The sequence below is a fragment of the Streptomyces sp. NPDC005070 genome (assembly GCF_053600395.1).
The window spans coordinates 73,756-97,213 of record NZ_JBSFZS010000006.1 but is presented as its reverse complement, the minus strand read 5'-3'; the positions used below and the strand labels follow the sequence as shown (position 1 = coordinate 97,213).

Annotated in this window: 19 protein-coding genes and 1 pseudogene; 13 read left to right on the top strand and 7 right to left on the bottom strand. The window is 71.6% G+C overall.

Annotation, left to right across the window (positions count from 1 at the left end; genetic code table 11):
• Window positions 1-30 precede the first annotated feature (30 nt).
• Window positions 31-873: a glutamate ABC transporter substrate-binding protein gene (locus ACWEBX_RS04055; RefSeq protein WP_451883331.1), complete on the bottom strand. Its 843-nt coding sequence runs from the start codon at window positions 871-873 to the stop codon at window positions 31-33.
• Window positions 874-1,015: 142 nt separating this feature from the next.
• Window positions 1,016-1,792: an amino acid ABC transporter ATP-binding protein gene (locus ACWEBX_RS04050; RefSeq protein WP_451883330.1), complete on the bottom strand. Its 777-nt coding sequence runs from the start codon at window positions 1,790-1,792 to the stop codon at window positions 1,016-1,018.
• 399 nt (window positions 1,793-2,191) lie between these two features.
• Here ACWEBX_RS04050 and ACWEBX_RS04045 point away from each other — a divergent pair, with 399 nt between their 5' ends.
• Window positions 2,192-2,878 carry a response regulator transcription factor gene (locus ACWEBX_RS04045; protein WP_382794288.1) on the top strand — a complete coding sequence of 229 codons (687 nt, stop codon included), beginning with the start codon at window positions 2,192-2,194 and terminating at the stop codon, window positions 2,876-2,878.
• Between the two features lie 9 nt (window positions 2,879-2,887).
• Window positions 2,888-4,294 (top strand): sensor histidine kinase, encoded by a 1,407-nt coding sequence (locus ACWEBX_RS04040; RefSeq protein ID WP_451883329.1) that lies wholly within the window; start codon window positions 2,888-2,890, stop codon window positions 4,292-4,294.
• 35 nt (window positions 4,295-4,329) lie between these two features.
• Here the strand turns inward: ACWEBX_RS04040 and ACWEBX_RS04035 are convergent, their stop codons facing one another.
• A complete protein-coding gene (locus tag ACWEBX_RS04035; protein WP_451883328.1) occupies window positions 4,330-5,328 on the bottom strand; it encodes a TAXI family TRAP transporter solute-binding subunit in 999 nt (332 codons plus the stop codon).
• A gap of 86 nt (window positions 5,329-5,414) precedes the next feature.
• On the opposite strand from ACWEBX_RS04035, the gene ACWEBX_RS04030 reads away from it, so the two are divergent.
• The 4 genes from ACWEBX_RS04030 to ACWEBX_RS04015 all read left to right on the top strand — a co-directional run bounded on the left by ACWEBX_RS04030 (window position 5,415) and on the right by ACWEBX_RS04015 (window position 9,376).
• The gene (locus ACWEBX_RS04030) at window positions 5,415-5,882 is read left to right on the top strand and encodes a pyrophosphohydrolase domain-containing protein (RefSeq protein ID WP_451883327.1); all 468 of its coding nucleotides are present in this window, start codon (window positions 5,415-5,417) and stop codon (window positions 5,880-5,882) included.
• A gap of 102 nt (window positions 5,883-5,984) precedes the next feature.
• Window positions 5,985-6,863, top strand: coding sequence for an alpha/beta fold hydrolase (locus ACWEBX_RS04025; RefSeq protein ID WP_451883326.1), 879 nt, complete (start codon window positions 5,985-5,987; stop codon window positions 6,861-6,863).
• A gap of 115 nt (window positions 6,864-6,978) precedes the next feature.
• Window positions 6,979-8,505: a tRNA (N6-isopentenyl adenosine(37)-C2)-methylthiotransferase MiaB gene (gene miaB / locus ACWEBX_RS04020; protein ID WP_451883325.1), complete on the top strand. Its 1,527-nt coding sequence runs from the start codon at window positions 6,979-6,981 to the stop codon at window positions 8,503-8,505.
• A 97-nt stretch (window positions 8,506-8,602) separates the two neighbouring features.
• Window positions 8,603-9,376 carry a class III extradiol dioxygenase subunit B-like domain-containing protein gene (locus ACWEBX_RS04015; protein WP_451883324.1) on the top strand — a complete coding sequence of 258 codons (774 nt, stop codon included), beginning with the start codon at window positions 8,603-8,605 and terminating at the stop codon, window positions 9,374-9,376.
• Window positions 9,377-9,564: 188 nt separating this feature from the next.
• Here ACWEBX_RS04015 and ACWEBX_RS04010 read toward each other — a convergent pair whose 3' ends face one another.
• Both ACWEBX_RS04010 and ACWEBX_RS04005 read right to left on the bottom strand, forming a co-directional pair.
• Entirely contained in the window at window positions 9,565-9,819 is a 255-nt protein-coding gene (locus ACWEBX_RS04010; RefSeq protein WP_451883323.1) for an antitoxin, read from the bottom strand.
• 24 nt (window positions 9,820-9,843) lie between these two features.
• Window positions 9,844-10,077: a hypothetical protein gene (locus ACWEBX_RS04005; protein WP_451883322.1), complete on the bottom strand. Its 234-nt coding sequence runs from the start codon at window positions 10,075-10,077 to the stop codon at window positions 9,844-9,846.
• Between the two features lie 182 nt (window positions 10,078-10,259).
• Here ACWEBX_RS04005 and miaA point away from each other — a divergent pair, with 182 nt between their 5' ends.
• From miaA to hflX, 6 genes are all read left to right on the top strand, one after another.
• Window positions 10,260-11,198 (top strand): tRNA (adenosine(37)-N6)-dimethylallyltransferase MiaA, encoded by a 939-nt coding sequence (gene miaA, locus ACWEBX_RS04000; RefSeq protein WP_451883321.1) that lies wholly within the window; start codon window positions 10,260-10,262, stop codon window positions 11,196-11,198.
• Window positions 11,199-11,306: 108 nt separating this feature from the next.
• Complete coding sequence (locus ACWEBX_RS03995; RefSeq protein ID WP_451883353.1) at window positions 11,307-11,846, top strand: hypothetical protein; 540 nt, start codon at window positions 11,307-11,309, stop codon at window positions 11,844-11,846.
• Window positions 11,847-11,914: 68 nt separating this feature from the next.
• Window positions 11,915-12,784: a diaminopimelate epimerase gene (gene dapF / locus ACWEBX_RS03990; protein ID WP_451883320.1), complete on the top strand. Its 870-nt coding sequence runs from the start codon at window positions 11,915-11,917 to the stop codon at window positions 12,782-12,784.
• Window positions 12,785-13,112: 328 nt separating this feature from the next.
• Window positions 13,113-15,332 carry a RelA/SpoT family protein gene (locus ACWEBX_RS03985; RefSeq protein WP_451883319.1) on the top strand — a complete coding sequence of 740 codons (2,220 nt, stop codon included), beginning with the start codon at window positions 13,113-13,115 and terminating at the stop codon, window positions 15,330-15,332.
• 289 nt (window positions 15,333-15,621) lie between these two features.
• Window positions 15,622-17,118 carry a M1 family metallopeptidase gene (locus ACWEBX_RS03980; RefSeq protein ID WP_451883318.1) on the top strand — a complete coding sequence of 499 codons (1,497 nt, stop codon included), beginning with the start codon at window positions 15,622-15,624 and terminating at the stop codon, window positions 17,116-17,118.
• Between the two features lie 324 nt (window positions 17,119-17,442).
• Window positions 17,443-18,939: a GTPase HflX gene (hflX, locus tag ACWEBX_RS03975; protein WP_451883317.1), complete on the top strand. Its 1,497-nt coding sequence runs from the start codon at window positions 17,443-17,445 to the stop codon at window positions 18,937-18,939.
• Between the two features lie 134 nt (window positions 18,940-19,073).
• Here the strand turns inward: hflX and ACWEBX_RS03970 are convergent, their stop codons facing one another.
• Both ACWEBX_RS03970 and ACWEBX_RS03965 read right to left on the bottom strand, forming a co-directional pair.
• Entirely contained in the window at window positions 19,074-20,255 is a 1,182-nt protein-coding gene (locus ACWEBX_RS03970) for a trypsin-like serine peptidase (protein WP_451883316.1), read from the bottom strand.
• Between the two features lie 116 nt (window positions 20,256-20,371).
• Window positions 20,372-21,601, bottom strand: a complete 1,230-nt coding sequence (locus tag ACWEBX_RS03965) for a trypsin-like serine peptidase (RefSeq protein WP_451883315.1) — start codon at window positions 21,599-21,601, stop codon at window positions 20,372-20,374.
• A 349-nt stretch (window positions 21,602-21,950) separates the two neighbouring features.
• Here ACWEBX_RS03965 and ACWEBX_RS03960 point away from each other — a divergent pair.
• Window positions 21,951-23,357: pseudogene (locus ACWEBX_RS03960) on the top strand (diaminobutyrate--2-oxoglutarate transaminase family protein); the annotation flags it as partial.
• Window positions 23,358-23,458: the final 101 nt, after the last annotated feature.

The window sequence follows — 23,458 nt, the reverse complement described above, 5'->3', positions numbered from 1 at the left end:
TGATCCCCGTGTTGCTGGGCTGTGCCCGCGTTACTTGACGATGACGCCGATCTTCGGGGCCGGCTCGTTCTTGTATTCCGCGGGGCCGAAGTTCTTCTCGACCGCCTTCTGCCAGGAGCCGTCGCTGACCATCTTCTCCAGCGCGGTGTTGATCTTCTTCTCCAGCTCGGCGTCGCCCTTCTTGACGCCGACGCCGTAGTTCTCGTTGCTCAGCTTGAGGCCGGCGAGCTTGAACTGGCCCTTGTACTTGTCCTGCGCCGCGAAGCCCGCGAGGATCGAGTCGTCGGTGGTCACCGCGTCGACGGCGCCGCTCTGGAGGGCGGCGATGCACTCCGAGTAGCCGCTGTACTGCTTCAGGTTGGCCTTCGGGGCGATGGTGTCCTGGATGTTCTGCGCCGAGGTCGAACCGGTCACGGAGCACAGCTTCTTGCCGTTGAGGTCCGTGCCCTTGGCGATGTTCGAGTCCGACTTCACGAGCAGGTCCTGGTGGGCCAGCAGGTACGGGCCCGCGAAGTCGACCTTCTGCTTGCGCTCGTCGGTGATCGAGTAGGTGGCCGCGATGAACTTGACGTCACCGCGGGCGAGCGCGTTCTCGCGGTCGGCGCTCTTGGTCTCGACGAACTTGATCTGGCCGGGCTTGTACCCGAGCTGCCCCGCCACGTAGGTCGCGACGTCCACGTCGAAACCGGCGAAGGAACCGTCCGGCTGCTTCAGGCCGAGACCGGGCTGGTCGTACTTGATGCCGACCTTGATCTTGCCGCCGCCCGAGGGCGAGGACCCGCTGTCGCCCTTGTCGCTCGAACCGCACGCGGTGGCGGTCACGGCGAGCGCGAGTACGGCGGCCGAGGCGGCGGCTGCGTTGCGGAGCTTCATGGTGAACATCCTTCGGCTAAGGGTGAAGTGCGTTCCGTCGACGGTCGGTTGACGCGCGGGGTCCCCCGGTGCGGGGAGGCGCTCCCGCTGTGCGGGAACGGGGCCCGCCGGTGCGGGGACGTGATCCCGCCGCGCGGGGACATCAGTGGTGCAGGATCTTCGAGAGGAAGTCCTTGGCGCGGTCGCTGCGCGGATTGCTGAAGAACTGGTCCGGCACAGCCTCTTCGACGATGCGGCCGTCGGCCATGAAGACGACCCGGTTGGCAGCCGAACGGGCGAAGCCCATCTCATGGGTGACGACGATCATGGTCATGCCGTCCCGGGCGAGCTGCTGCATGACCTCCAGCACCTCGTTGATCATCTCGGGGTCCAGTGCCGAGGTCGGCTCGTCGAAGAGCATGACCTTGGGGTCCATCGCCAACGCCCGCGCAATGGCGACGCGTTGCTGCTGGCCGCCCGACAACTGCGCCGGGTACTTGTCGGCTTGGGTGCCCACGCCGACCCGGTCGAGCAGGGCGCGGGCCTTCTCCTTTGCCGCCTGCTTGCCGGTCTTGCGGACCTTGATCTGCCCCAGCATCACGTTCTCGAGCACGGTCTTGTGCGCGAAGAGGTTGAAGGACTGGAAGACCATGCCCACATCGGCCCGGAGCCGGGCGAGCGCCTTGCCCTCCTGGGGCAGCGGCTTGCCGTCGATCGAGATGTCACCCGAATCGATCGTCTCCAGACGGTTGATGGTGCGGCACAGGGTGGACTTCCCGGACCCGGAGGGCCCGATGACCACGACGACCTCGCCACGGGTGATCGTCAGGTCGATGTCCTGGAGCACGTGCAACGCGCCAAAATGCTTGTCGACGCTCTTCAGGACGACCAGTTCGTCGGTCCCGGCCATGGCGTCCTTGGCCACCGATGCTTCGGTCATCGCTTTGGGGCTCCGTCCTCCTCGGTTTCCGAGGACAGTAGTGACCCCTACGACCAGCGTCATTACATCTGAGGGGAATCTGAGCATCACGATCCGATAGCAATCGGACACGTGTCGTAGTGACCGCGCGGGCGTGCGTACCGGCTGGGTAACGGAAGCCCCGGGCAACCCGAAGCCCCTTGACGCCGTCCTTGTCCATCGGCGTGACTTCCTTGGTGCACGCGCGCGTGCACCGCGTTCTTGAAAAGGAACCGTACGAGTGATGAGACCCGAGACCATACGACCGAGACGGTGCAGCCAAGACCGTACGGCTGACGACAGACAAGACCGTACGACCGACGACAGCCGAGACCGTACGACCGATGAAACGGTACGACCGATGAGCCGGAGGGGGCCGGAATGAGACTGCTCCTCGTCGAGGACGACAACCACGTCGCCGCCGCCCTGTCCGCTGTGCTGGCACGGCACGGCTTCGAGGTCACGCATGCCCGCAGCGGCGAGGAGGCCCTGCAGGCCCTCGTCCCGGAGAGCGACGGCTTCGGCGTCGTGCTGCTCGACCTGGGACTGCCCGACCAGGACGGCTACGAGGTCTGCGGCAAGATCCGCAAGCGGACCGCCACACCGGTGATCATGGTCACCGCGCGCGCGGACGTCCGGTCCCGCATCCACGGCCTCAACCTCGGCGCCGACGACTACGTGGTGAAGCCGTACGACACCGGTGAACTGCTCGCCCGGATCCACGCCGTCAGCAGGCGCACCGCCCACGACGACGGGTCGGCGCCCGGCGAGGACCTGGTACTCCTGGGACCCGTGCGCATCGAACTCCCCAACCGCCAGGTCACCGTGGACGGTTCGGCGGTTCAGCTCACCCGCAAGGAGTTCGACCTGCTCGCGTTGCTCGCCCAGCGCCCCGGAGTGGTGTTCCGGCGGGAACAGATCATCAGCGAGGTGTGGCGCACGAGCTGGGAAGGAACCGGCCGCACGCTGGAGGTGCACGTGGCGTCGCTGCGCTCCAAACTGCGCATGCCGGCACTGATCGAGACCGTACGAGGCGTCGGGTACCGGCTCGTCGCCCCGGCCGCGTAGCGGGCACAGGTGCGTACCCGACTGCTGCCGCTGCTCATCGTCCTGATGGCGGCCGTGCTGCTCGCGCTCGGCGTCCCGCTCGCGGCGAGCGTCGCCGCGCAGCAACAGCAGCGCGTCGTCGTCGACCGCATCGACGACACCGCGCGCTTCGCGGCCCTCGCCCAGTACGTCACCGACTCCCCGAGCCGGTCCGCGGCCGGCTTCCCGGACGAGCGCGGCGAGACCCTGCGCACCGAACTCGCCCGCTACTACGAGGTGTACGGCATCCGGGTCGGCGTCTTCTACCGCGACGACGAGCCGATGGCCAACGCGCCGGCGAGCTGGCTCCTGCCCAAGAGCGGAGCGGCCCGCGAGGCCTTCAACGAGGCCCTCGTCAGCCGCCGCAGCCACGATCCCGAACAGGTCTGGCCCTGGCAGCACCACCGTCTCGTCGTCGCCTCCCCGGTCATCAGGGACGGCGACGTCATCGGCGTCGTCGTCACCGACTCGCCCACCGGGCAGATGCGTTCCGAGACCCTGCACGGCTGGCTGATCATCGGCGCGGGCGAGATCGCCGCGATGCTCCTCGCGCTCGGCGCCGCGCTGCGCCTCACCGGCTGGGTGCTCAGGCCCGTACGCGTTCTCGACGCCACCACCCACGACATCGCGACCGGCCGTCTGAAGTCCCGGGTCGCGCCCGCCGGCGGGCCGCCCGAACTCCAGCGTCTGGCACGGTCGTTCAACGAGATGGCGGACAACGTCGAGAGCGTGCTGGAACAGCAGCGCGCCTTCGTCGCGGACGCCTCGCACCAACTGCGCAACCCGCTCTCGGCACTGCTGCTGCGGATCGAGCTGCTGGCCCTCGAACTCCCCGAGGGAAACGAGGAGATCGCGTCCGTCCGCACCGAGGGCAAGCGGCTGACCCAGGTGCTCGACGACCTGCTCGACCTGGCACTGGCGGAGCACGCCGAGGCCGACACGCGCCTGACCGACATCGGGGCGCTGACCGCCGAGCGTGTGGCGTCCTGGCAGCCGGTCGCCGACAGCAGAGGCGTACGGCTGGCGGGCAACTGCCCGCCCACGACCGCGTGGGCCGACCCCATCACGCTGTCCAGCGCCCTGGACGCGGTGATAGACAACGCAGTCAAGTTCACGCCGGAGGGGGAGACCGTCGAGGTGACGGTCGCCTCGAACGGCGAGTCCTCCACCGTCGTGGTCACCGACGGCGGCCCCGGCCTGGGCGACGAGGACCTGGTCCGCATCGGCGACCGGTTCTGGCGCAGCGCCGCCCATCAGAACATCAAGGGCTCGGGCCTCGGCCTCTCCATCTCCCGGGCCCTGCTCGCCGCGGGCGGCGGCTCCATCGCGTACGGCCACCACGAACCGCACGGTCTGCGGGTGACGGTGACCGTGCCCAGGTCGGAGCCGGTGACCTGACGCATCCGCGGCGCGCCCCGACCGCGGGGCTGCCGCTACGGCTTGATCGACCGGTAGTACCGGCGCGCGCCCTCGTGCAGCGGCAGCGGGTCCGTGTAGATCGCCGTACGCAGGTCCACGAGCTGGGCCGCGTGCACCACGGCGCCGATGCGGTCACGGCTCCCGATCACCGTGCGGGTGAGCTCCTCGGTGAGGTCCGCGTCCGCGTCCTCGCGGGTGATCAGGAAGTTCGCCACGGCCAGCGTCGGCACGGCGGAACCACGCTGCGAGGCGGGATAGGCGTCGGCGGGCATCACGGCCGAACGGTAGTAGCTGGAGGCGCCGCCCTGCTCGTGCAGCTTCTCGACGAGGTCGCTGCCGATCGGCACCAGCCGGATGTCGTCGGACTTGGAGAGCCGCTGGACGGCGTTCGTCGGCAGACCGCCCGACCAGAAGAACGCGTCGATCTTGTGATGTTCGAGCAGGTCGGGCATTCTCGCGATGCTGGCGTCGAGCGGCGTGATGTCCGTCTCGGGGTCCAGCCCCGCCGCCTCGAGCACATGGTTCGCGATCAGCCGCACGCCGGATCCGCCGGGCCCCACGGCGACCTTCAGGCCCTTCAGGTCCGCGACGGACTGCACGGGCGAGGAACGCGGGACGACCAGGTGCACATAGTCGTCGTAGAGGCGTGAGCAGCCGCGCAGCCGGCTCGCGCCCGGCTTGTGCTGGTGGAGGTACGTCTCCACGGCGTCGGCCGCCGCGATGCTGAAGTCCGCCTCGCCGGTGGCCACCCGGCTGATGTTCTGCTGCGATCCGTCGCTGTCCTCCAAGCGCACGTTCAGGTCGGGCATGTCCTTGGCGATGGCGCCTTGCAGGAGCTTGCCGTACATCTGGTAGACCCCGGTCGCGGTGCCCGTGCTGAAGGTGATCGTCCCGCTCGGGGACTCCTCGCCCAGCGGCAGCAGCCACCACAGCAGCAGCCCGGCGAGCGCGCAGACGGCCGCCGAGCCGAACAGGGCGCGACGCCGGCCGATACGGGTGAGTGCCTGGAACATGCGCGCGATCCTGCCAGCCCGGGCCCGGTCCTGGCCAGGGCGGCCGGTCCCGGGGTCGGGCTCCGGCGGATGGGTAGGCTCGCCGAATGCAGCCGTCCCCGCCGTCGCAGGTCCCGCCGCCGCCCGGGTCCCCCGAGTCTCCGGTCGTGCCGGGGCCCTCACCGGCCTCCCTGGTCCGTGCGTTCCATCTCGCGTTCGGCCTCGACGTCCGAGCCGCCCCGACCGAGGTCTCCCCGAAGCTCGCCGCGCACCGGGGCGAGCTGCTCGCGGAGGAGGCCGCCGAGGTCGCCGAGGTTTCGGTCGGCGGCCCGCTCGACCGGCTGGCGCACGAGCTCGCCGACGTCGTGTACGTGGCCTACGGCACCGCGCTCGTCCACGGGATCGACCTCGACGCGGTGATCGCCGAGATCCACCGGGCCAACATGACGAAGCTCGGCCCCGGCGGGCACGTCGCCCGCAGGGCCGACGGCAAGGTCCTCAAGGGCGAGCACTACCGGGCACCGGACGTGTCGGAGGTACTGCGGCGGCAGGGGTGGAGCGCGCCGGACGCGTAAGACCCGGGCCGCCGTCACGAGGAGGCCGCACCGCCCCGTCCTGACGGGAAGGCCGCACGGCCACAGGCACCGCACGGGCACCAGCGACGAGCAGGAGAGCGCATGAACGAGCCGGCCGAACTCGATCTGCCCGTCGAGGGCGGAACCCTCCGTGTCCTCAGGTTCGGCGGGGGGCCGCGGACCGCTCTCGCGGCCCACGGCATCACCGGATCCGGGATGTCCTTCCGCGCCGTGGCCCGCCACCTCCCCGACGAGTGGAGCCTGTTCGCGCCCGACCTGCGCGGACGCGGCGGAAGCGCGGACACTCCCGGCCCGTACGGCCTCGACCGGCACGCCGGGGACCTGTGCCGCCTGGCCGAGGTCCTGGGCGAGGGCCGGCCGGTCGCCCTGGCCGGGCACTCGATGGGCGCCTACACCGCGCTGAGAGCGGCCGCGCGCCGGCCCGGGCTGTTCGACCGGCTGCTGCTCGTCGACGGCGGCCTGCCGCTGCCCGTCCCGCCCGCCGCGGACCCCGACGCCGTCCTCGACGCGACGCTCGGACCCGCGCTGGCCCGCCTCGGCCGGACGTACGAGAGCGACGAGGCGTACGTCGACTTCTTCCGCGCGCATCCGGCGCTCGGACCGCACTGGAACGCGGACATCGAGGCGTACGTGCGCTACGACGTCACGGGGACCCGGGGCGCCAGGCGGTCGAAGGTGCGGGAGGAGGCCGTGCGGCACGACGGACGCGATCTGCTCACGTCCGCCGGCCTGTTCGCCGCCGCCCTCACGGGACTGGGAGTCCCGGCGCTGCTGCTGCACGCGCCGCTCGGACTGCTCGGCCAGGAGCCGCCCATGCTCGCGGCGTCCGTCGTCGAGGACTGGACCGGCGGCCCGGGGCGCCTCTCCGCCGAACTGATCGAGGACTCCAACCACTACACGGTCCTGCTCGGCACCGCCGCGAGGACCGTCGCCGAACGGTTCGTCGCGCTGGGCGGATGACCGGCGGCCAGGGGACCGCACGCCGGGTGCCGGAGGCCGCACGTCGTGTGACGGACGGCGGCCGGCGGCGGCTCCGGCGTCCGGACGTACTCCCGGCACCACCTACCCTTGTCCCATGAGCAGCGGCGACCGGAGTCAGGCAGTGGACGTTCAGGAATCCAAGACGTACGAAGTGCGCACCTACGGGTGTCAGATGAACGTCCATGACTCCGAACGGCTCTCCGGGCTCCTGGAGGACGCCGGTTACGTGCGGGCGCCCGAGGGGGCGGACGGGGACGCGGACGTCGTCGTCTTCAACACCTGCGCCGTACGCGAGAACGCCGACAACAAGCTCTACGGCAACCTCGGCCGCCTCGCCCCGATGAAGACGAAGCGCCCCGGCATGCAGATCGCCGTCGGCGGCTGTCTCGCCCAGAAGGACCGCGACACCATCGTGAAGCGGGCCCCATGGGTGGACGTCGTCTTCGGCACGCACAACATCGGCAAGCTGCCGGTCCTCCTGGAGCGCGCCCGCGTCCAGGAAGAGGCGCAGATCGAGATCGCCGAGTCCCTGGAGGCCTTCCCCTCCACGCTGCCGACCCGCCGCGAGAGCGCGTACGCGGCCTGGGTGTCGATCTCCGTCGGCTGCAACAACACCTGCACCTTCTGCATCGTCCCCGCACTGCGCGGCAAGGAGAAGGACCGCAGGACCGGCGACATCCTGGCCGAGATCGAGGCACTGGTCGGCGAGGGCGTCTCCGAGATCACCCTCCTCGGCCAGAACGTCAACGCGTACGGCAGCGACATCGGCGACCGCGAGGCCTTCAGCAAGCTGCTGCGCGCCTGCGGCAGGATCGAGGGCCTGGAGCGGGTGCGCTTCACCTCGCCGCACCCGCGCGACTTCACCGACGACGTGATCGCCGCCATGGCCGAGACGCCGAACGTCATGCCGCAGCTCCACATGCCGATGCAGTCCGGCTCGGACACCGTCCTGAAGGCGATGCGCCGCTCCTACCGCCAGGAGCGCTTCCTCGGGATCATCGAGAAGGTCCGGGACGCCATCCCGCACGCGGCGATCACCACCGACATCATCGTGGGCTTCCCCGGCGAGACGGAGGAGGACTTCGAGCAGACCCTCCACGCCGTCCGCGAGGCCCGCTTCTCGGCGGCCTTCACGTTCCAGTACTCCAAGCGCCCCGGCACCCCGGCGGCCACCATGGAGGGCCAGATCCCCAAGGAGATCGTCCAGGCGCGCTACGAGCGTCTCGTCGCCCTCCAGGAGGAGATCTCCTGGGACGAGAACAAGAAGCAGGTCGGCCGTGTCCTGGAGCTGATGGTCGCCGAGGGCGAGGGCCGCAAGGACGGTGCCACCCACCGCCTCTCGGGCCGCGCCCCCGACAACCGGCTGGTCCACTTCACCAAGCCCGACGCGGAGGTCCGCCCCGGTGACGTGGTGACCGTCGAGATCACGTACGCCGCTCCGCACCACCTGCTCGCCGAGGGCGCCGTCCTGGACGTGCGCCGCACGCGCGCGGGGGACGCCTGGGAGAAGCGCAACGCCGCCGAGGCCGCCAAGCCGGCCGGCGTCATGCTGGGCCTGCCGAGGATCGGCGCCCCGGAGCCGCTTCCGGTCGCCGCGGGCAGCGGCTGCGGCTGCGACTGACCACGACTGCCCCGAAGGCCGGCGCGCCCTCGCGGGCCCACACGCGGGCCCGCCGCGCCGAAGCGGACCGGTGGTGTGCGGCGTTACGCTGCGGGCCATGCTTGTAGCCGCCGCAATCTGCCCCTGCCCTCCGCTGCTCGTCCCCGATGTCGCCGCCGGAGCGGCCCCCGAGCTGGACGTCGCGCGCGCCGCGTGCACGGACGCGCTGGGCGTGCTCGCCGCGTCGCGTCCCGACCTGCTGGTGGTCGTCGGCCCGGCCGACGAGAGTGGTCGCGGGCCCCATCCGGAGGGCACCCGGGGCTCGTTCAGCGGCTTCGGGGTCGACCTCGACGTGTGCCTCGGCCGTCCGAAGGCGGACGACGCGCACCCGGACGCGGACGGTGCCGGCACCGAGCACCCGGACGGCGTCGGCGCCGCGTCCCCGGAACGTCACCTGCCGCCCTCCCTCGCCGTCGCCGCCTGGCTGCTGGAGCGCACCGGCTGGTCCGACGCCCCGGTGGAGGGGCTCGGGGTCGGGGAGCCGCTGGAGGCCGAGCGGTGCGTCCGGACCGGGGAGCGGATCGGCGGGCGGGCCGGGCGGGTGGCCCTGCTGGTGATGGGTGACGCCAGCGCGTGCCGGACCCTCAAGGCGCCCGGCTATCTCGACGAGCGCGCGGAGGACTTCGACGCGGAGGTCGCGCGGGCGCTCGGGGCGGCCGACGTCGCGGCCCTCAAGTCGCTGGACACCTCTCTGGCGTACGAACTGAAGGCCGCGGGGCGAGCCCCCTGGCAGGTCCTCGCGGGCGCGGCCGAGGGCGCGGGACTCGGCGGCGCCCTGCTCTACGACGACGCACCCTACGGGGTGGGCTACATGGTGGCGGCCTGGTCGTAGGCGCGTGGGTCCCCGGTCGCGCAGGCCCGTAAGCCTGAGGCGCGTAGGCCCGCAGGCCACGTCGGTCTCGCAGGTTCCGTGGAACGCGTGGGTCCGGGCGGAACTCGCGGATCTCGCAGGTCCGGACGCGGCGGACGGCCGGGAGGAGCCTCGGCTCCTTCGCAGCCGTCCGCCGTCGCGCGGGTCGTTCAGGACGCCCGGGGCGGGGTCGGCGGGCTCGCGTCCCCGTCGCCGTCCTTGTGCGCGAGGCGGTCCATGGCGTCCTTCGCCTTGCCGGTGCCCGTGTGGATCTTGCCGCTGTACTTGTGCTTGGTCTTGTCGTCGACCACCTTCGCGGCCTTGTCGAGGCCGTGAGCGACCTTGTGCCCGTGCTGCTGCGCGAGCCCGGAGACCTTGTCCTTGGCGGGCTCCAGCTTGGCTTTCAGATTGTCCATCAGACCCATGGTTCGCCTTCCCTGGCGGGACAGTTACGTGCGGGAGCCCTTGCCGGCCTCGTGGTCGGCGGCCTGTTCCGGCGTCTGCTGCCTGGGGATGCCGACGTCCTCCGCGGTGTCGGTCCCGGCGTCGCCGGCCGTCGCATCGCCCTCGCTCTCGGACGAACCGTCGGACGAACCCTCGGCCTCCACGGCCACCCGCGCTTCGACGGCCGGTGCCTCCTCGGTGGCCTTCGACCTCCGGAGAAGCCGTTCAAAAACGCCCATATCAGCTCCTTACGTTACTCGTGAGGGCGAAGTTCCGCGTCGCCCGGTGCGGCCCATTGCGTCACCCGGGTCGCCGGTCCTCGGAACCGGCGGCCGGAACCCCGCATGAGGGAACGAACCCGGAACCCTCGCGTCACGCGGCTCGTTGCGGGGGAGGTCCCGGGGTTTGCGAGACTGGGACCGTGAGCAGCGCACCTCCCGCACCCCGGGTCATCGCCGTCGTCGGACCTACCGCGGCAGGAAAGTCCGATCTGGGCGTTTTCCTCGCCAGGCGTCTCGGCGGCGAGGTCGTCAACGCCGACTCGATGCAGCTCTACCGAGGGATGGACATCGGCACCGCCAAGCTGACGCCCGCCGAGCGCGGCGGCGTCCCGCACCACCTCCTGGACGTCTGGGACGTGACGGTGACCGCCAGCGTCGCCGAGTACCAGCGGCTCGCCCGCGCCCGGATCGACGCGCTGCTCGCCGAGGGGCGCTGGCCCGTCCTGGTGGGCGGATCCGGACTGTACGTCCGCGGGGCCGTCGACAAGATGGAGTTCCCCGGCACCGACCCCGCCGTACGCGCCCGCCTGGAGGAGGAGCTGACCCTGCGCGGCTCCGGAGCCCTGCACGCGCGGCTCGCCATGGCCGACCCCGGGGCCGCCCAGGCGATCCTGCCCAGCAACGGCCGCCGGATCGTCCGCGCGCTCGAGGTCATCGAGATCACCGGCAAGCCCTTCACCGCCAACCTGCCCGGCCACGAATCCGTCTATGACACCGTCCAGATCGGTGTCGACGTGGCCCGCCCCGAGCTCGACGAGCGCATCGCGCGGCGGGTGGACCGCATGTGGGAGGCCGGGCTCGTGGACGAGGTGCGCACGCTGGAGGCGCAGGGCCTGCGCGCCGGGCGTACGGCCTCCCGCGCGCTCGGATACCAGCAGGTCCTCGCGGCGCTCGCCGGGGAGTGCACCGAGGACGAGGCCCGCGCCGAGACCGTTCGCGCCACCAAGCGCTTCGCGCGCCGTCAGGATTCATGGTTCCGGCGGGACCCCAGGGTGCATTGGCTCAGTGGGGCTGCGGCGGATCTCACAGAACTCCCGGAACTCGCACTGGCGTTGCTCGAACGACCGGTCACAGCCTGATCACGTCCTGGCATCGGGACGCTCCGGCCGTCATCCGGGCCCCCGGCGCCGTGCCATCATCAAGCTTCGATCGACCAGTGAAGTCCGAGTTTGGGAGGGCGCGTGGCGATGGAGGCCGGCCCTCGCGACACTGCACGCGGCACCGAGTACGGTGCCGATCGGGACGGAGTTCGTCTGAGCATCGATCCGGACGCCGACCACGGCGTCGAGCCGGAGCTGGGCGGAGCGCGGCTGAGCTCCGACGGCCCCGAGGACACCCCCGGCGGGGTGATCGCCGACGGCCCCGGCCCCGGCGAGATGTCCCCGGAGCCGGAGGTCGAGGTCGAGCTGCGCCCGCAGCGTCTGCTGCGCATCTGGCAGCTCGCGCCCATCGTGGCGCTGGGCGCGACGGGCTCCCTGATGTTCGCCTTCCCGCTCGCCTTCGAGTTCGGTGACGGCGGTGCCGTGGTCGCCATGCTCGGGCTGCTGATCTGCCTGTGCGCCGCCGGCTGGGGCATGATGGCCGCCCGCCGGGTCGGCTACACGCTGCCCGGCTTCCCGCCGCGCGGCTCCGGCCGGCGCCCCGACTGGCGGGTGGTCCTCGCGTACGTCGTGATCGTCGCCGCGGTGGCCGTGCTCGCCGTGGGACGCGTGGCCCGACTGCGCTGACCCCGGGTGCCCTCCGGGTACCCGCACCGCGCGGCGGGGCCGTCGTCGTGACCCCGTACGATCGTGGAATGAGCACGCGGATCGCCTTCCTCAAGGGCCACGGGACCGAGAACGACTTCGTGATCATCCCGGACCCGGAGAACGTCATCGACCTGCCTCCCGCCGCCGTCGCCGCCCTGTGCGACCGCCGCGCGGGCATCGGCGGCGACGGTCTGCTGCATGTCGTGCGGTCCGCCGCGCACCCCGAGGCCGCCGGGATGGCGGCCGAGGCGGAGTGGTTCATGGACTACCGCAACGGCGACGGCTCGGTCGCCGAGATGTGCGGCAACGGAGTGCGCGTGTTCGCCCACCACCTCCACCGCGCCGGACTCGTGCCCGAGGGCGACACCGCGATCGCCACGCGCGGAGGCGTGAAGCCCGTCCACATCGCCAAGGACGGAGACGTCACCGTCGGCATGGGCAAGGCGCTCCTCCCCGAGGGAGAGGTCACGGTGAGCGTCGGCGGGCGGAGCTGGCCCGCGCGCAACGTGAACATGGGCAACCCGCACGCGGTCGCCTTCGTGGACGACCTCGCGCACGCCGGCGACCTGTTCACCCCGCCGCCGTTCGCCCCGGCGTCGGCCTACCCGGACGGGGTCAACGTCGAGTTCGTCGTCGACCGGGGGCCGCGCCATGTCGCCCTGCGGGTCCACGAACGCGGCTCGGGCGAGACCCGCTCCTGCGGCACGGGCGCGTGCGCCGTGGCCGTCGCCACCGCCCGCCGCGACAACGCCGACCCCGCCGTGACCGGCACTCCGGCGACGTACACCGTCGACGTGCCCGGCGGACGCCTCGTCATCACCGAGCACGCCGACGGCGAGATCGAGATGACGGGCCCCGCCGTCATCGTCGCCGAGGGCGAGATCGACGCGGAGTGGCTGGACGGCGCGTGGCGCTGAGCCGCCCAGGCGCGCTGCGCTGAGCCGCACGGACGGGCTGTGCCGAGCCGCACGGACGGGCTCCGCTGAGCCGCACGGACGGGCTCCGCTGAGCCGTACACGACGGACGTCGTACGTCCTTGCCTTCCATTCCAGAAAATCGAAACAGTAAACCCCAAAACCTTCGCTCGAATGGGTGATCCGTTTCACGCTCGGCGAGAGGCGGTCAGCCGGGCGTGGTGGGGTCGGTAGCATCAAGCACCGGCCCGGACGGGGGATCGACACCATCCCCTGAGCCGAGTTCGCCATGGGGCACCCGTCCGCCGGTCTGACGCAGCCGGAGGTGCCCATGAGTGCGGAGGCGACGAATCCCGCGACGCCAGGCCCCGTTACGCCCGCCAGCCGGCGTTCGGCGTCGCTGGAGCCGGAGGTGCCCTCGGCGCACCGCAAGAAGGCCCGGCCCCGGATCGACCTGCGCCGGCTGGGGCGGGCCGCACTGCTCGGGCCCGCGGCCCGCGACCGGCTGCCGGACGCGATCGGTCATGTGGCCGAGGCCCACCGCGCCCACCACCCCGACGCCAAACTGGAGCCCCTGCGCCGGGCGTGGGTCCTCGCGGAGTCCTCGCACCGCGGCCAGATGCGCAAGAGCGGCGAGCCGTACATCACCCACCCGCTCGCCGTGACCCTGATCCTCGCCGAACTCGGCGCCGAGACGACCACGTTGACCGCCTCCCTGCTCCACGACACCGTCGAGGACACGGAAGTGACGCTCGATCAGGTACGTGAGGAGTTCGGCGACGAGGTCTGCTACCTGGTCGACGGTGTGACCAAACTGGAGAAGGTCGACTACGGCGCCGCCGCCGAACCGGAGACCTTCCGCAAGATGCTGGTCGCCACGGGCAACGACGTCCGGGTCATGTCGATCAAACTCGCGGACCGGCTGCACAACATGCGGACCCTCGGTGTCATGCGCCCCGAGAAACAGGCGCGCATCGCCAAGGTGACCCGGGACGTGCTCATCCCGCTCGCCGAGCGTCTCGGTGTCCAGGCGCTCAAGACCGAACTGGAAGACCTCGTCTTCGCGATCCTGCACCCCGAGGAGTACGAGCACACCCGGGAGCTCATCTCCGAGAACGCGAACCGCGACGGCGACCCCCTCGCGGAGATCGCCGAGGAGGTACGCGCGGTCCTGCGCGACGCCGGGATCCAGGCTGAAGTCCTCATAAGGCCAAGGCACTTCGTCTCCGTGCACCGGGTGTCGCGCAAACGCGGCCCGATGCGCGGCGCCGACTTCGGACGCCTCCTGGTCCTCGTGAACGAGGACGCCGACTGCTACGGGGTCCTCGGTGAACTCCACACCTGTCTCACCCCGGTGGTCTCGGAGTTCAAGGACTTCATCGCCGTCCCCAAGTTCAACCTCTACCAGTCGCTCCACACGGCCGTCACCCGCGGCGACGGCCAGGTCGCCGAAGTCCTCATCCGTACCCACCAGATGCACAAGGTTGCCGAGGCCGGAGTCATCGCGCTCGGCAATCCCTACGCGCCGCCGTCGGAGGAACAGCCGGACGGCGCGGGCGAGCGGCCCTTCGACGGCGAGCGCGCCGACCCCACCCGCCCCGGCTGGCTGTCCCGGCTGCTCGACTGGCAGCAGGGCGCGCCCGACCCGGACACCTTCTGGTCGACACTGCGGGAAGACCTCGCCCAGGACCGGGAGATCACCGTCTTCCGCGCCGACGGCGGCTCGCTCGGCCTTCCGGAGGGCGCCAGTTGCGTCGATGCGGCGTACGCGCAGTACGGCGAGGACGCGCACGCCTGCATCGGCGCCCGCGTCAACGGCCGTCTGGCGACGCTGAGTACGGTCCTGAGGGACGGCGACACCGTTCAGCTCCTCATGGGCCAGGACCCCGCCTCCGAGCCGTCCAGGGAGTGGCTGGAGCACGCGCACACGCCCGCTGCGCGGATCGCCATCCAGCGCTGGATCGCCACCCATCCCGCACCCGGCCACGAGGAGGCGGCCAAAGCCTCCGCCACCGGACCCCGGCCGTCCGCCGCGGCCCCGGCCCGCCCCGCCGAAGCGCAGGCCGCCCGCCCCGCCGAGTCCCAGGCCGCCCGCCCCGCGAGCGCCGTCGCCGACCTCCCCGGCGTCTCGGTACGCATGGCCGGCTGTTGTACCCCTGTGTCGCCCGATGAGGTGACCGGCTTCGCCGTCCGCGGGGGAGTGGTCACCGTGCACCGCGTCGAGTGCGCCGGAGCGGCTCGCATGAAGGGCGCGGGGCGCCCGGAGGTGGGAGTGCGCTGGGGCGACACCACCGAGTGCCGCGTCACCCTGGTCGCCGAGTCGTTCGGTCGCCCGCACCTGCTCGCCGACCTCACCGAAGCCATCGCGGCGGAGGGGGTCGCCATCGTCTCCGCGACGGTCGAACCCCCGAGCCAGCAGCGAGTACGCCACACGTACACGCTCCAACTCCCGGACGCGGCCGACCTCCCCGCCCTGATGCGCGCGATGCGCAACGTACCCGGCGTGTACGACGTGAGCCGCCCGCAGCATCCGATGCCGTCGCCCCAGTAACGGGGGGCGGGCTCGCCGACGGGCCCGGTGAAGGTGTCCCGGCAGACAGGACGACGCCGCCCGCAGGCCAGAGCGTCCGGGGGACCGGACGAGGTGATCCCGGCGGACCCGACGGCGTTCGGGCGGACCGTTCCCGTGGACCGGGCGTCGGCGTTCCGGTGGAGCCGGATCCCGGTGTTCGGGGTGGCAGGTTCCGGACCGGCCCCAATGAGTCCCGGGATCCACCCGTTCGGGTGGGACGGATGCGAGTCGGCGGCGCCGGGGAGGCGCGCGCTGGTAGCCGTGGTCCATGTCGCACAACCCCACCCCCACGCCCGCACGCCCGAGGAGCCGCCGCGTCACGGCGGCCCTGCTCGCCTCGGCCGTCTCCGTCTGCCTGATCGCCGCGAGCGCCCCGGACCCGGCCGGACCCCTGGGGGTCGGCGACCGTCTCTTCTCCACCCTCGGCAACCCGGGGTACGACGTCGAGTCGTACGACCTCCACTTCACCTACCCCGGCAGCAACGACAAGCCGCTCGCGGCCGTCACCACGATCGACGCCGTGACCACCGAGACGCTCGACCGCGTCAACCTCGACTTCGCGCACGGAAGCGTCCGGTCGGTCCGGATCGACGGAACCCCCGCCCGCTTCACCCAGGCGGGCGAGGACCTGGTGGTGACGCCGGACGAACCCGTGCTCGCCGGGAGCCGGCTGCGCATCACCGTCCGTCACACCAGCGACCCGGTGAGCGCGAAGGGCCAGGACGGCGGCTGGGTGCGGACCAAGGACGGGCTCGCGATGGCCGGCCAGGCCGACGCCGCGCACCTGGTCTACCCCTGCAACGACCACCCCTCCGACAAGGCCCTGTTCACCATCCGCGTCACGGCCCCCGACCGGTACACGGTCGTCGCCAACGGTCTCCCCGAGGGCACCCGCCGTGCCCGCGGGGCCACGACCTGGACGTACCGGACCGAGCACCCCATGGCCACCGAGCTGACCCAGGTGTCCATCGGCCGCTCCGCCGTGCTGCACCGGGAGGGGCCGCACGGCCTGCCCGTCCGGGATGTGATCCCCAGCGCCGACCGCGCGGCGCTCGAACCGTGGCTGCGCAAGACTCCCGGCCAGATCGCCTGGATGGAGGGGAAGGTCGGACGGTACCCCTTCGAGACCTACGGGCTGCTGATGGCCCAGGCCCAGACCGGCTTCGAGCTGGAGACGCAGACGCTGTCGCTCTTCGAGAAGGAACTCTTCACCCAGCCCGCCTACCCGAAGTGGTACGTCGACTCGATCATGGTGCACGAGCTGTCGCACCAGTGGTTCGGCGACAGCGTCAGCCCCCGCGCCTGGTCCGACGTGTGGCTGAACGAAGGGCACGCCACCTGGTACGAAGCCCTGTACGCCGAGGAGAAGGCGCACAAGCCCATGGAGAAGCGGATGAAGGCCGCCTACCGGTTGTCCGACTCCTGGCGTGCCACGGGCGGCCCGCCCGCCCGGCCCAAGGGACCCAAGCCCGGCCAGAAGATCAGCATCTTCCGGCCGAACGTCTACGACGGCGCGGCCCTGGCCCTGTACGCGCTGCGCCAGGTGATCGGGCACGAGGACTTCGAGCGCCTGGAGCGGACATGGGTGAGCGTCAACCGCGACGGCGTGGCCTCGACGGCCGACTTCGTGGACCTTGCCTCCGCCGTCGCGGCACGTGATCTGACCGGCTTCTTCAAGGCGTGGCTGTACGCCGAGAAGACACCCCCCATGCCGGGGCACCCGGACTGGAAGAGCGACGCCCCGAAGGCACGCAAGCACACGTGAGCGAGGCGCCCGGCCGGGGCCATCGGAGCGGCGGGCCTCCGGCCGGGCCACCGGCGCGACGGCGTCCACGCCACCCCGCGGGCGGCGGTGTCCGCGGGGTGCCGGTGGTGGTCCGGGGGGTGGTCGGCGGGTGGTCGGCGGGTCACGATAAGTCGCGTGACGCGCCGTACCGTGCCGTGCGACCATCTTCGAGCCGGCGGCGCCGCCCCCCTTCGGAGTGTCGGCCCGGCCGGAACCGGGAATCTCCCGGTGGTCACGCACGTTGTTCCTTGTGACGGGCGGCATGCGTCGGCCCGCGGCTCACCCCATCTACGTAAGGATCCAATGACCTCCTCTTCTTCCCCTTCCCAGGACGCGCAGACTTCCGCGCAGAACTACCCCGAAGGTCTTCGGGCCGATGCCCTGATGGAAGAGGACGTCGCCTGGAGCCACGAGATCGACGAAGACCGGGACGGCGAGCAGTTCGAACGCTCCGAGCGCGCGGCCCTGCGCCGTGTGGCGGGCCTCTCCACCGAGCTCGAGGACGTCACCGAGGTCGAGTACCGACAGCTCCGCCTGGAGCGCGTCGTCCTCGTCGGTGTCTGGACCTCGGGGACCATCCGGGACGCGGACAACTCGCTGGCCGAGCTCGCCGCGCTCGCGGAGACCGCGGGAGCGCTCGTGCTCGACGGCGTCGTCCAGCGCCGCGACAAGCCCGACGCGGCCACGTACATCGGTTCCGGCAAGGCCAACGAGCTCCGGGACATCGTGATCGAGACCGGCGCCGACACCGTGATCTGCGACGGTGAACTGAGCCCCGGCCAGCTCATCCACCTCGAGGACGTCGTCAAGGTCAAGGTCATCGACCGTACGGCCCTGATCCTCGACATCTTCGCCCAGCACGCCAAGTCCCGCGAGGGCAAGGCGCAGGTGGCGCTCGCGCAGATGCAGTACATGCTGCCGAGGCTGCGAGGCTGGGGTCAGTCGCTGTCCCGTCAGATGGGCGGCGGCAAGGGCGGCGGCCTCGCCACCCGTGGTCCCGGTGAGACCAAGATCGAGACCGACCGGCGCCGCATCCGCGAGAAGATGGCGAAGATGCGCCGCGAGATCGCGGAGATGAAGACCGGCCGCGAGATCAAGCGCCAGGAGCGCCGCCGCAACAAGGTGCCCTCGGTCGCCATCGCCGGATACACCAACGCCGGCAAGTCGTCCCTGCTCAACCGCCTCACGGGCGCGGGCGTCCTCGTCGAGAACGCGCTGTTCGCGACCCTCGACCCGACCGTGCGCCGGGCCGAGACCCCGAGCGGGCGGCTGTACACCCTGGTCGACACGGTGGGCTTCGTACGCCATCTGCCGCACCACCTGGTCGAGGCCTTCCGCTCCACCATGGAGGAGGTCGGCGACTCCGACCTGATCCTGCACGTCGTGGACGGTTCGCACCCGGCACCGGAGGAGCAGCTCGCCGCGGTCCGCGAGGTCATCACCGACGTCGGCGCGACCAAGGTGCCCGAGATCGTGGTGATCAACAAGGCGGACGCGGCGGACCCGCTGGTGCTCCAGCGTCTGCTGCGCATCGAGAAGCGTTCCATCGCCGTCTCGGCGCGCACGGGCCAGGGCATGGAGGAGCTGCTCGCGCTGATCGACAACGAGCTGCCGCGTCCCTCGGTCGAGGTCGAGGCGCTCGTTCCGTACACGCACGGCAAGCTGGTCGCTCGCGCCCACACCGAGGGCGAGGTGATCTCCGAGGAGCACACCGCGGAGGGCACCCTGCTCAAGCTGAGGGTCCACGAGGAGCTGGCGGCGGACCTCGCACCGTACGTACCGGCGCCGGCGCTCCGCTAGTACACCCGGCCGGCCCGTCCGCGTGGCCTGCCGCACGAAGGCCCGCCCCCTCCCGAGGGGGCGGGCCTTCGCCGTGGACGTGTGCGCGAGGTCCGAACCGCGTGCGCGAGGTCCGAACCGGTGGACGGAGTCGCCTACCGGCCGCCGTACTCCTCGCTCATCCGCTGGTAGAGCGCCTGGGCCTCCTTGCCCAACTGCGGTCCGGCCAGCCAGGTGTGCGCGGCCGGGCCGATCGAGGTGTTGGAGACGAGTTCGGTCCTGCCGTCGACGACCCGGAACCAGCCGCCGCCGGACGAACCGCCGGTCATGGTGCAGCCGATGCGGTACATCGTGGGCATGGCCGGGCTCAGGGAGAGGCGGCCGGGTGTGTCGACGCACTTGAACATGCTCAGTCCGTCGTACGGCGGCGCGGCCGGGTAGCCCCAGGCGCCCACTGTCCCGGCGTCCTGGGCGGACGGCGCGGAGAAGTCCACGTCCAGCGCGTTGCCGACGGTCTCCTCCAGCGACTTGCCGCCCTGCTCCGGCTTCACATGCAGGACCGCGTAGTCGTACGGGGCGCCCGCACCGCCCGTCTCGTCACCGCCGGAGATCCACTCGTCGGAGGTCGAGGCCCAGTCCGCCCACCACTGGCCGTACGGCGCGATCTCCGCGGCACCGGCACCGGCGAGCTGCGCCTCGGACCCGCCCTGGTCGTTGTAGGAGGGCACGAAGGCGATGTTGCGGTACCAGCCGCCGTTCCTGCCGGCGTGCACACAGTGGCCCGCGGTCCACACGAGGTTGGATCTGCCGGGGTGGTTCACGTCCTTGACGACCGTGCCCGAGCAGACCATCGAGCCCTCGGGGGAGTCGAAGAAGACCTTTCCGACCGGAGCGGCGTGCTCGTGGTACGGAGTCTCCTCGGCCCGCGCGTCGACGGGAGCCGGCTCGGGGTCGCTGACGCCCTGGTCCGCCGCCGCGTCCCGCACGGAGACCGTCTTGGCCGGGTCCTTGGCGGACTTCATCCGCTCGGGCTTCCACAGCCCGTCGATCACCGGGTTGACGAAGTCCTCGGCCTCACCGAGCCACCGGTCCTTGTCCCAGTCCTTCCAGGCGCCCTTCTTCCACTGGTCGACATCGATCCCGTGCTCCTTGAGCCGGTCCTTGATGCCGTCCGGGGTATCGATCTTGTCGTCGCCGCTCGCCGACCCCCGCGAGGCGGAGGCGGAGGAACCGCCGTCCGCCCGGTCGTCACCGGTGCCGCAGGCGGTCGCGGTCAGTGCCAGGGCGGCCATGAGGTCGGCGGCGAGGACCCTACGACGCTGTCCTGAGAAGGTCATTGGTTTCGTACCCCCCGGTCGAATCCCTGTCTCCGTGCCGGCCGGGCGCGGGCGGCCCTCCGGGGAATCCCCCGTCACGGCCTCCCGCGCCCGCCGGACGTGTCACGCCACGCGCGTCACCGTCCGGCGAACTTCGCGCTCACCGAGTCGTACACGCCCTTGGCCACATCGCCCAGCCGCGGGCCCGCCAGCCAGCCGAACTTGACCGGTCCGATCGAGGTGTTGGACACCAGGGCCGGCTTGCCGTCCGACCCCGTGGCCACCCAGCCGCCGCCCGAGGAGCCACCGGTCATCGTGCAGCCGATGCGGTACATCGTCGGGTCGGACTGGGCGACCGAGAGCCGGCCCGGCCTGTCCGTGCACTGGTACAGCTTCTGGCCGTCGAACGGCGCCGCCGCCGGGTATCCGGTGGCCGTGATGCCGGACACCTTGGGCACGGCCGGAGCGTTGAAGTTCACCGGCAGCGCCGAACCCACCGTCTCCTCGAGGGACTTGCCGCCGCTGCCCTTCTCCGGCGTCACATGCAGCACCGCGTAGTCGTACGACGCCCCCTGGCCGCCCGTGGAACCACCCCGTTCGATCCACTGGTCCGAGGTCTGCGCCCAGTCGCTCCACCAGACGCCGTACGGAGCGACCTCCTCGCGCGGGGCGCTCTCCAACTGCGCCTCCGTCCGGCCCTGGTCGTTGTACGAGGGCACGAAGGCGATGTTGCGGTACCAGCCGCCCTTCTTGCCGGCGTGCACACAGTGGCCCGCGGTCCACACGAGGTTGGACTTGCCCGGGTGCGCCGGGTCCTCGACCACCGTGGCCGAGCAGACCATCGTGCCCTCGGGGGCGTCGAAGAACACCTTGCCCGCCACCGGCACGTTGGAGTGGTACGACGGCTTCACGGCCTGCGCCGTCACCGGGGCCGGTTCCGGGTCCGTGACGCCCTGGTCACCGCTCAGGTCGGCGTCGTCCACGCCCTTGTTCTTGTCCGGGTCGTCGGCGCCGCGCATACGGGCCGGGTCCCAGAGCCCCTTGATGATCGGGTTGATGAAATCGTCGGCCTGGCGCAGCCACTCGTCCCTGTCCCAGTTCTTCCAGGCGCCCTTCTTCCACTTGTCGACATCGATACCGTGCTCTTTGAGCTTGTTCTTGATGTCGTCCGGGATCTGGATCTTTCCGTCGCCGGCCTGGGACGCGGAGGCGGTCGGGTCGCCGCTCGCCGTGTCGCTGCCCGAGTCGCAGGCGGTGGCCGTCAGCGTCAGGGCCGCGGCGAGGCCGACGGCGGCCAGGACGGGGGACGGTCTGCGGCGCGCGCTCCTGCCTCGGCGGGCGGCGAAGGGCGGGCGTATGGATCGCATGGTGGGTAACTCCCCCTGAGCGTATGGGAACTGTGCGGTGCGTCTGCGGGCGCCGGAGCGGTGTGTCCGGCACGGCCGAACGGCATCAAAGACTATGCGGTCGCTGTGCGGGACGCCCGACGGAACGGCAACGGTTCAGCTACGGGGGCGCGTGTCCGCCGAACCCGCCGCTCTCTGACGGAGGGTCACCGCCGGGGGTGCCGATCCTCCCCGGCAAAGAACCGGTAAGGAACCCCGAATCCACCCGCTTCCCAACGCGACCGGCGTCGTTGGTACGTACGGGGGGCCTGCCGTCTGCGTCCGGACCCTCCTGCCAACTCGCCTCTGAACAGCGGGAGGACCTGAAGTCGTGGCTGCGACCGAGTCAGCGGTGGTGCCGGTGGGGGCGCCAGGGGAAGCCGAGGGGGCGCGGGACACCGGCGCCGGAGCGGCCGAGCGGGCGCGCGCCGCGCACGAGGGCATTCTGCGGCGCCAGTCGGCGCGCGAGTCGGCGGCTCGTACCTACGCGCGCGCCCTGCCGATCGTTCCCGTACGGGCTCGCGGGCTGACGATCGAGGGCGCCGACGGGCGCCGCTATCTCGACTGCCTGTCCGGAGCCGGGACCCTGGCCCTCGGGCACAACCACCCCGTCGTCCTCGAAGCGATCAGAAAGGTCCTCGACTCGGGGGCGCCCCTGCACGTCCTGGACCTCGCGACACCGGTCAAGGACGCGTTCACCACCGAGCTGTTCCGCAGTCTTCCCCCGCGGTTCGCCGAACGCGCGCGGGTCCAGTTCTGCGGACCGGCCGGGACGGACGCCGTGGAGGCCGCGTTCAAGCTGGTGCGCGCGGCGACCGGCCGCACCGGCATGCTCGCGTTCACCGGCGCGTATCACGGGATGACCGCGGGGGCGCTCGAAGCGTCCGGCGGCGCGACCGACGTACGGGTCGCGCGGCTGCCCTATCCGCAGGACTACCGCTGCCCGTTCGGCATCGGCGGTGAGCGGGGCGCCGAACTCGCCGCGCGCTGGACGGAGTCCCTCCTCGACGACACCAAGTCGGGTGTGCCGCACCCCGCCGGGATGATCCTCGAACCCGTCCAGGGCGAGGGCGGGGTCATTCCGGCACCGGACGCCTGGACACGGCGGATGCGCGAGATCACCGAGGCCCGGTCCATCCCGCTGATCGTGGACGAGGTCCAGACGGGAGTGGGCCGGACCGGCGCCTTCTGGGCCGTGGAACACAGTGGGATCACCCCGGACGTGATGGTGCTGTCCAAGGCCATCGGCGGCAGCCTGCCCCTGGCCGTCGTCGTCTACCGCGACGACCTCGACGTCTGGGAGCCCGGCGCCCACGCCGGCACCTTCCGTGGCAACCAACTGGCCATGGCCGCCGGCACGGCCACCCTGGCCTACGTCCGCGAGCACGGCCTCGCCGGACGCGCGGCGACCGTCGGGGCCCGCATGCTGGACCAGTTGCGCTCGCTCGCCTCGGAGGTCCCGTGCGTCGGGGACGTACGCGGCCGCGGTCTGATGATCGGCCTCGAACTCGTCGACCCCGAAGGGCCCCCGCAGCGCACCCCCGACGGTCCCACCCCCGACGGTCCCCGCCCCGCCGCCCCCGAACTCGCCGCCGCCGTCCAGCGGGAGTGCCTGCGCCGCGGTCTGATCGTGGAACTCGGGGGCCGCCGTTCGAGCGTCGTACGACTCCTTCCCCCTCTGACGATCAGCGACGAACAAGTCTCCGCCGTGCTCGACCGCCTCGCGGACGCGGTGAGCGCGGTGAGCGCAACGGCCCTGGGGGACCGGAGACCCGGGAGGGACGGGGCGCGAGGTGCCGCCGGTCCGAGTGACGGCCCGGCCCCTCGGCATTCACCGCC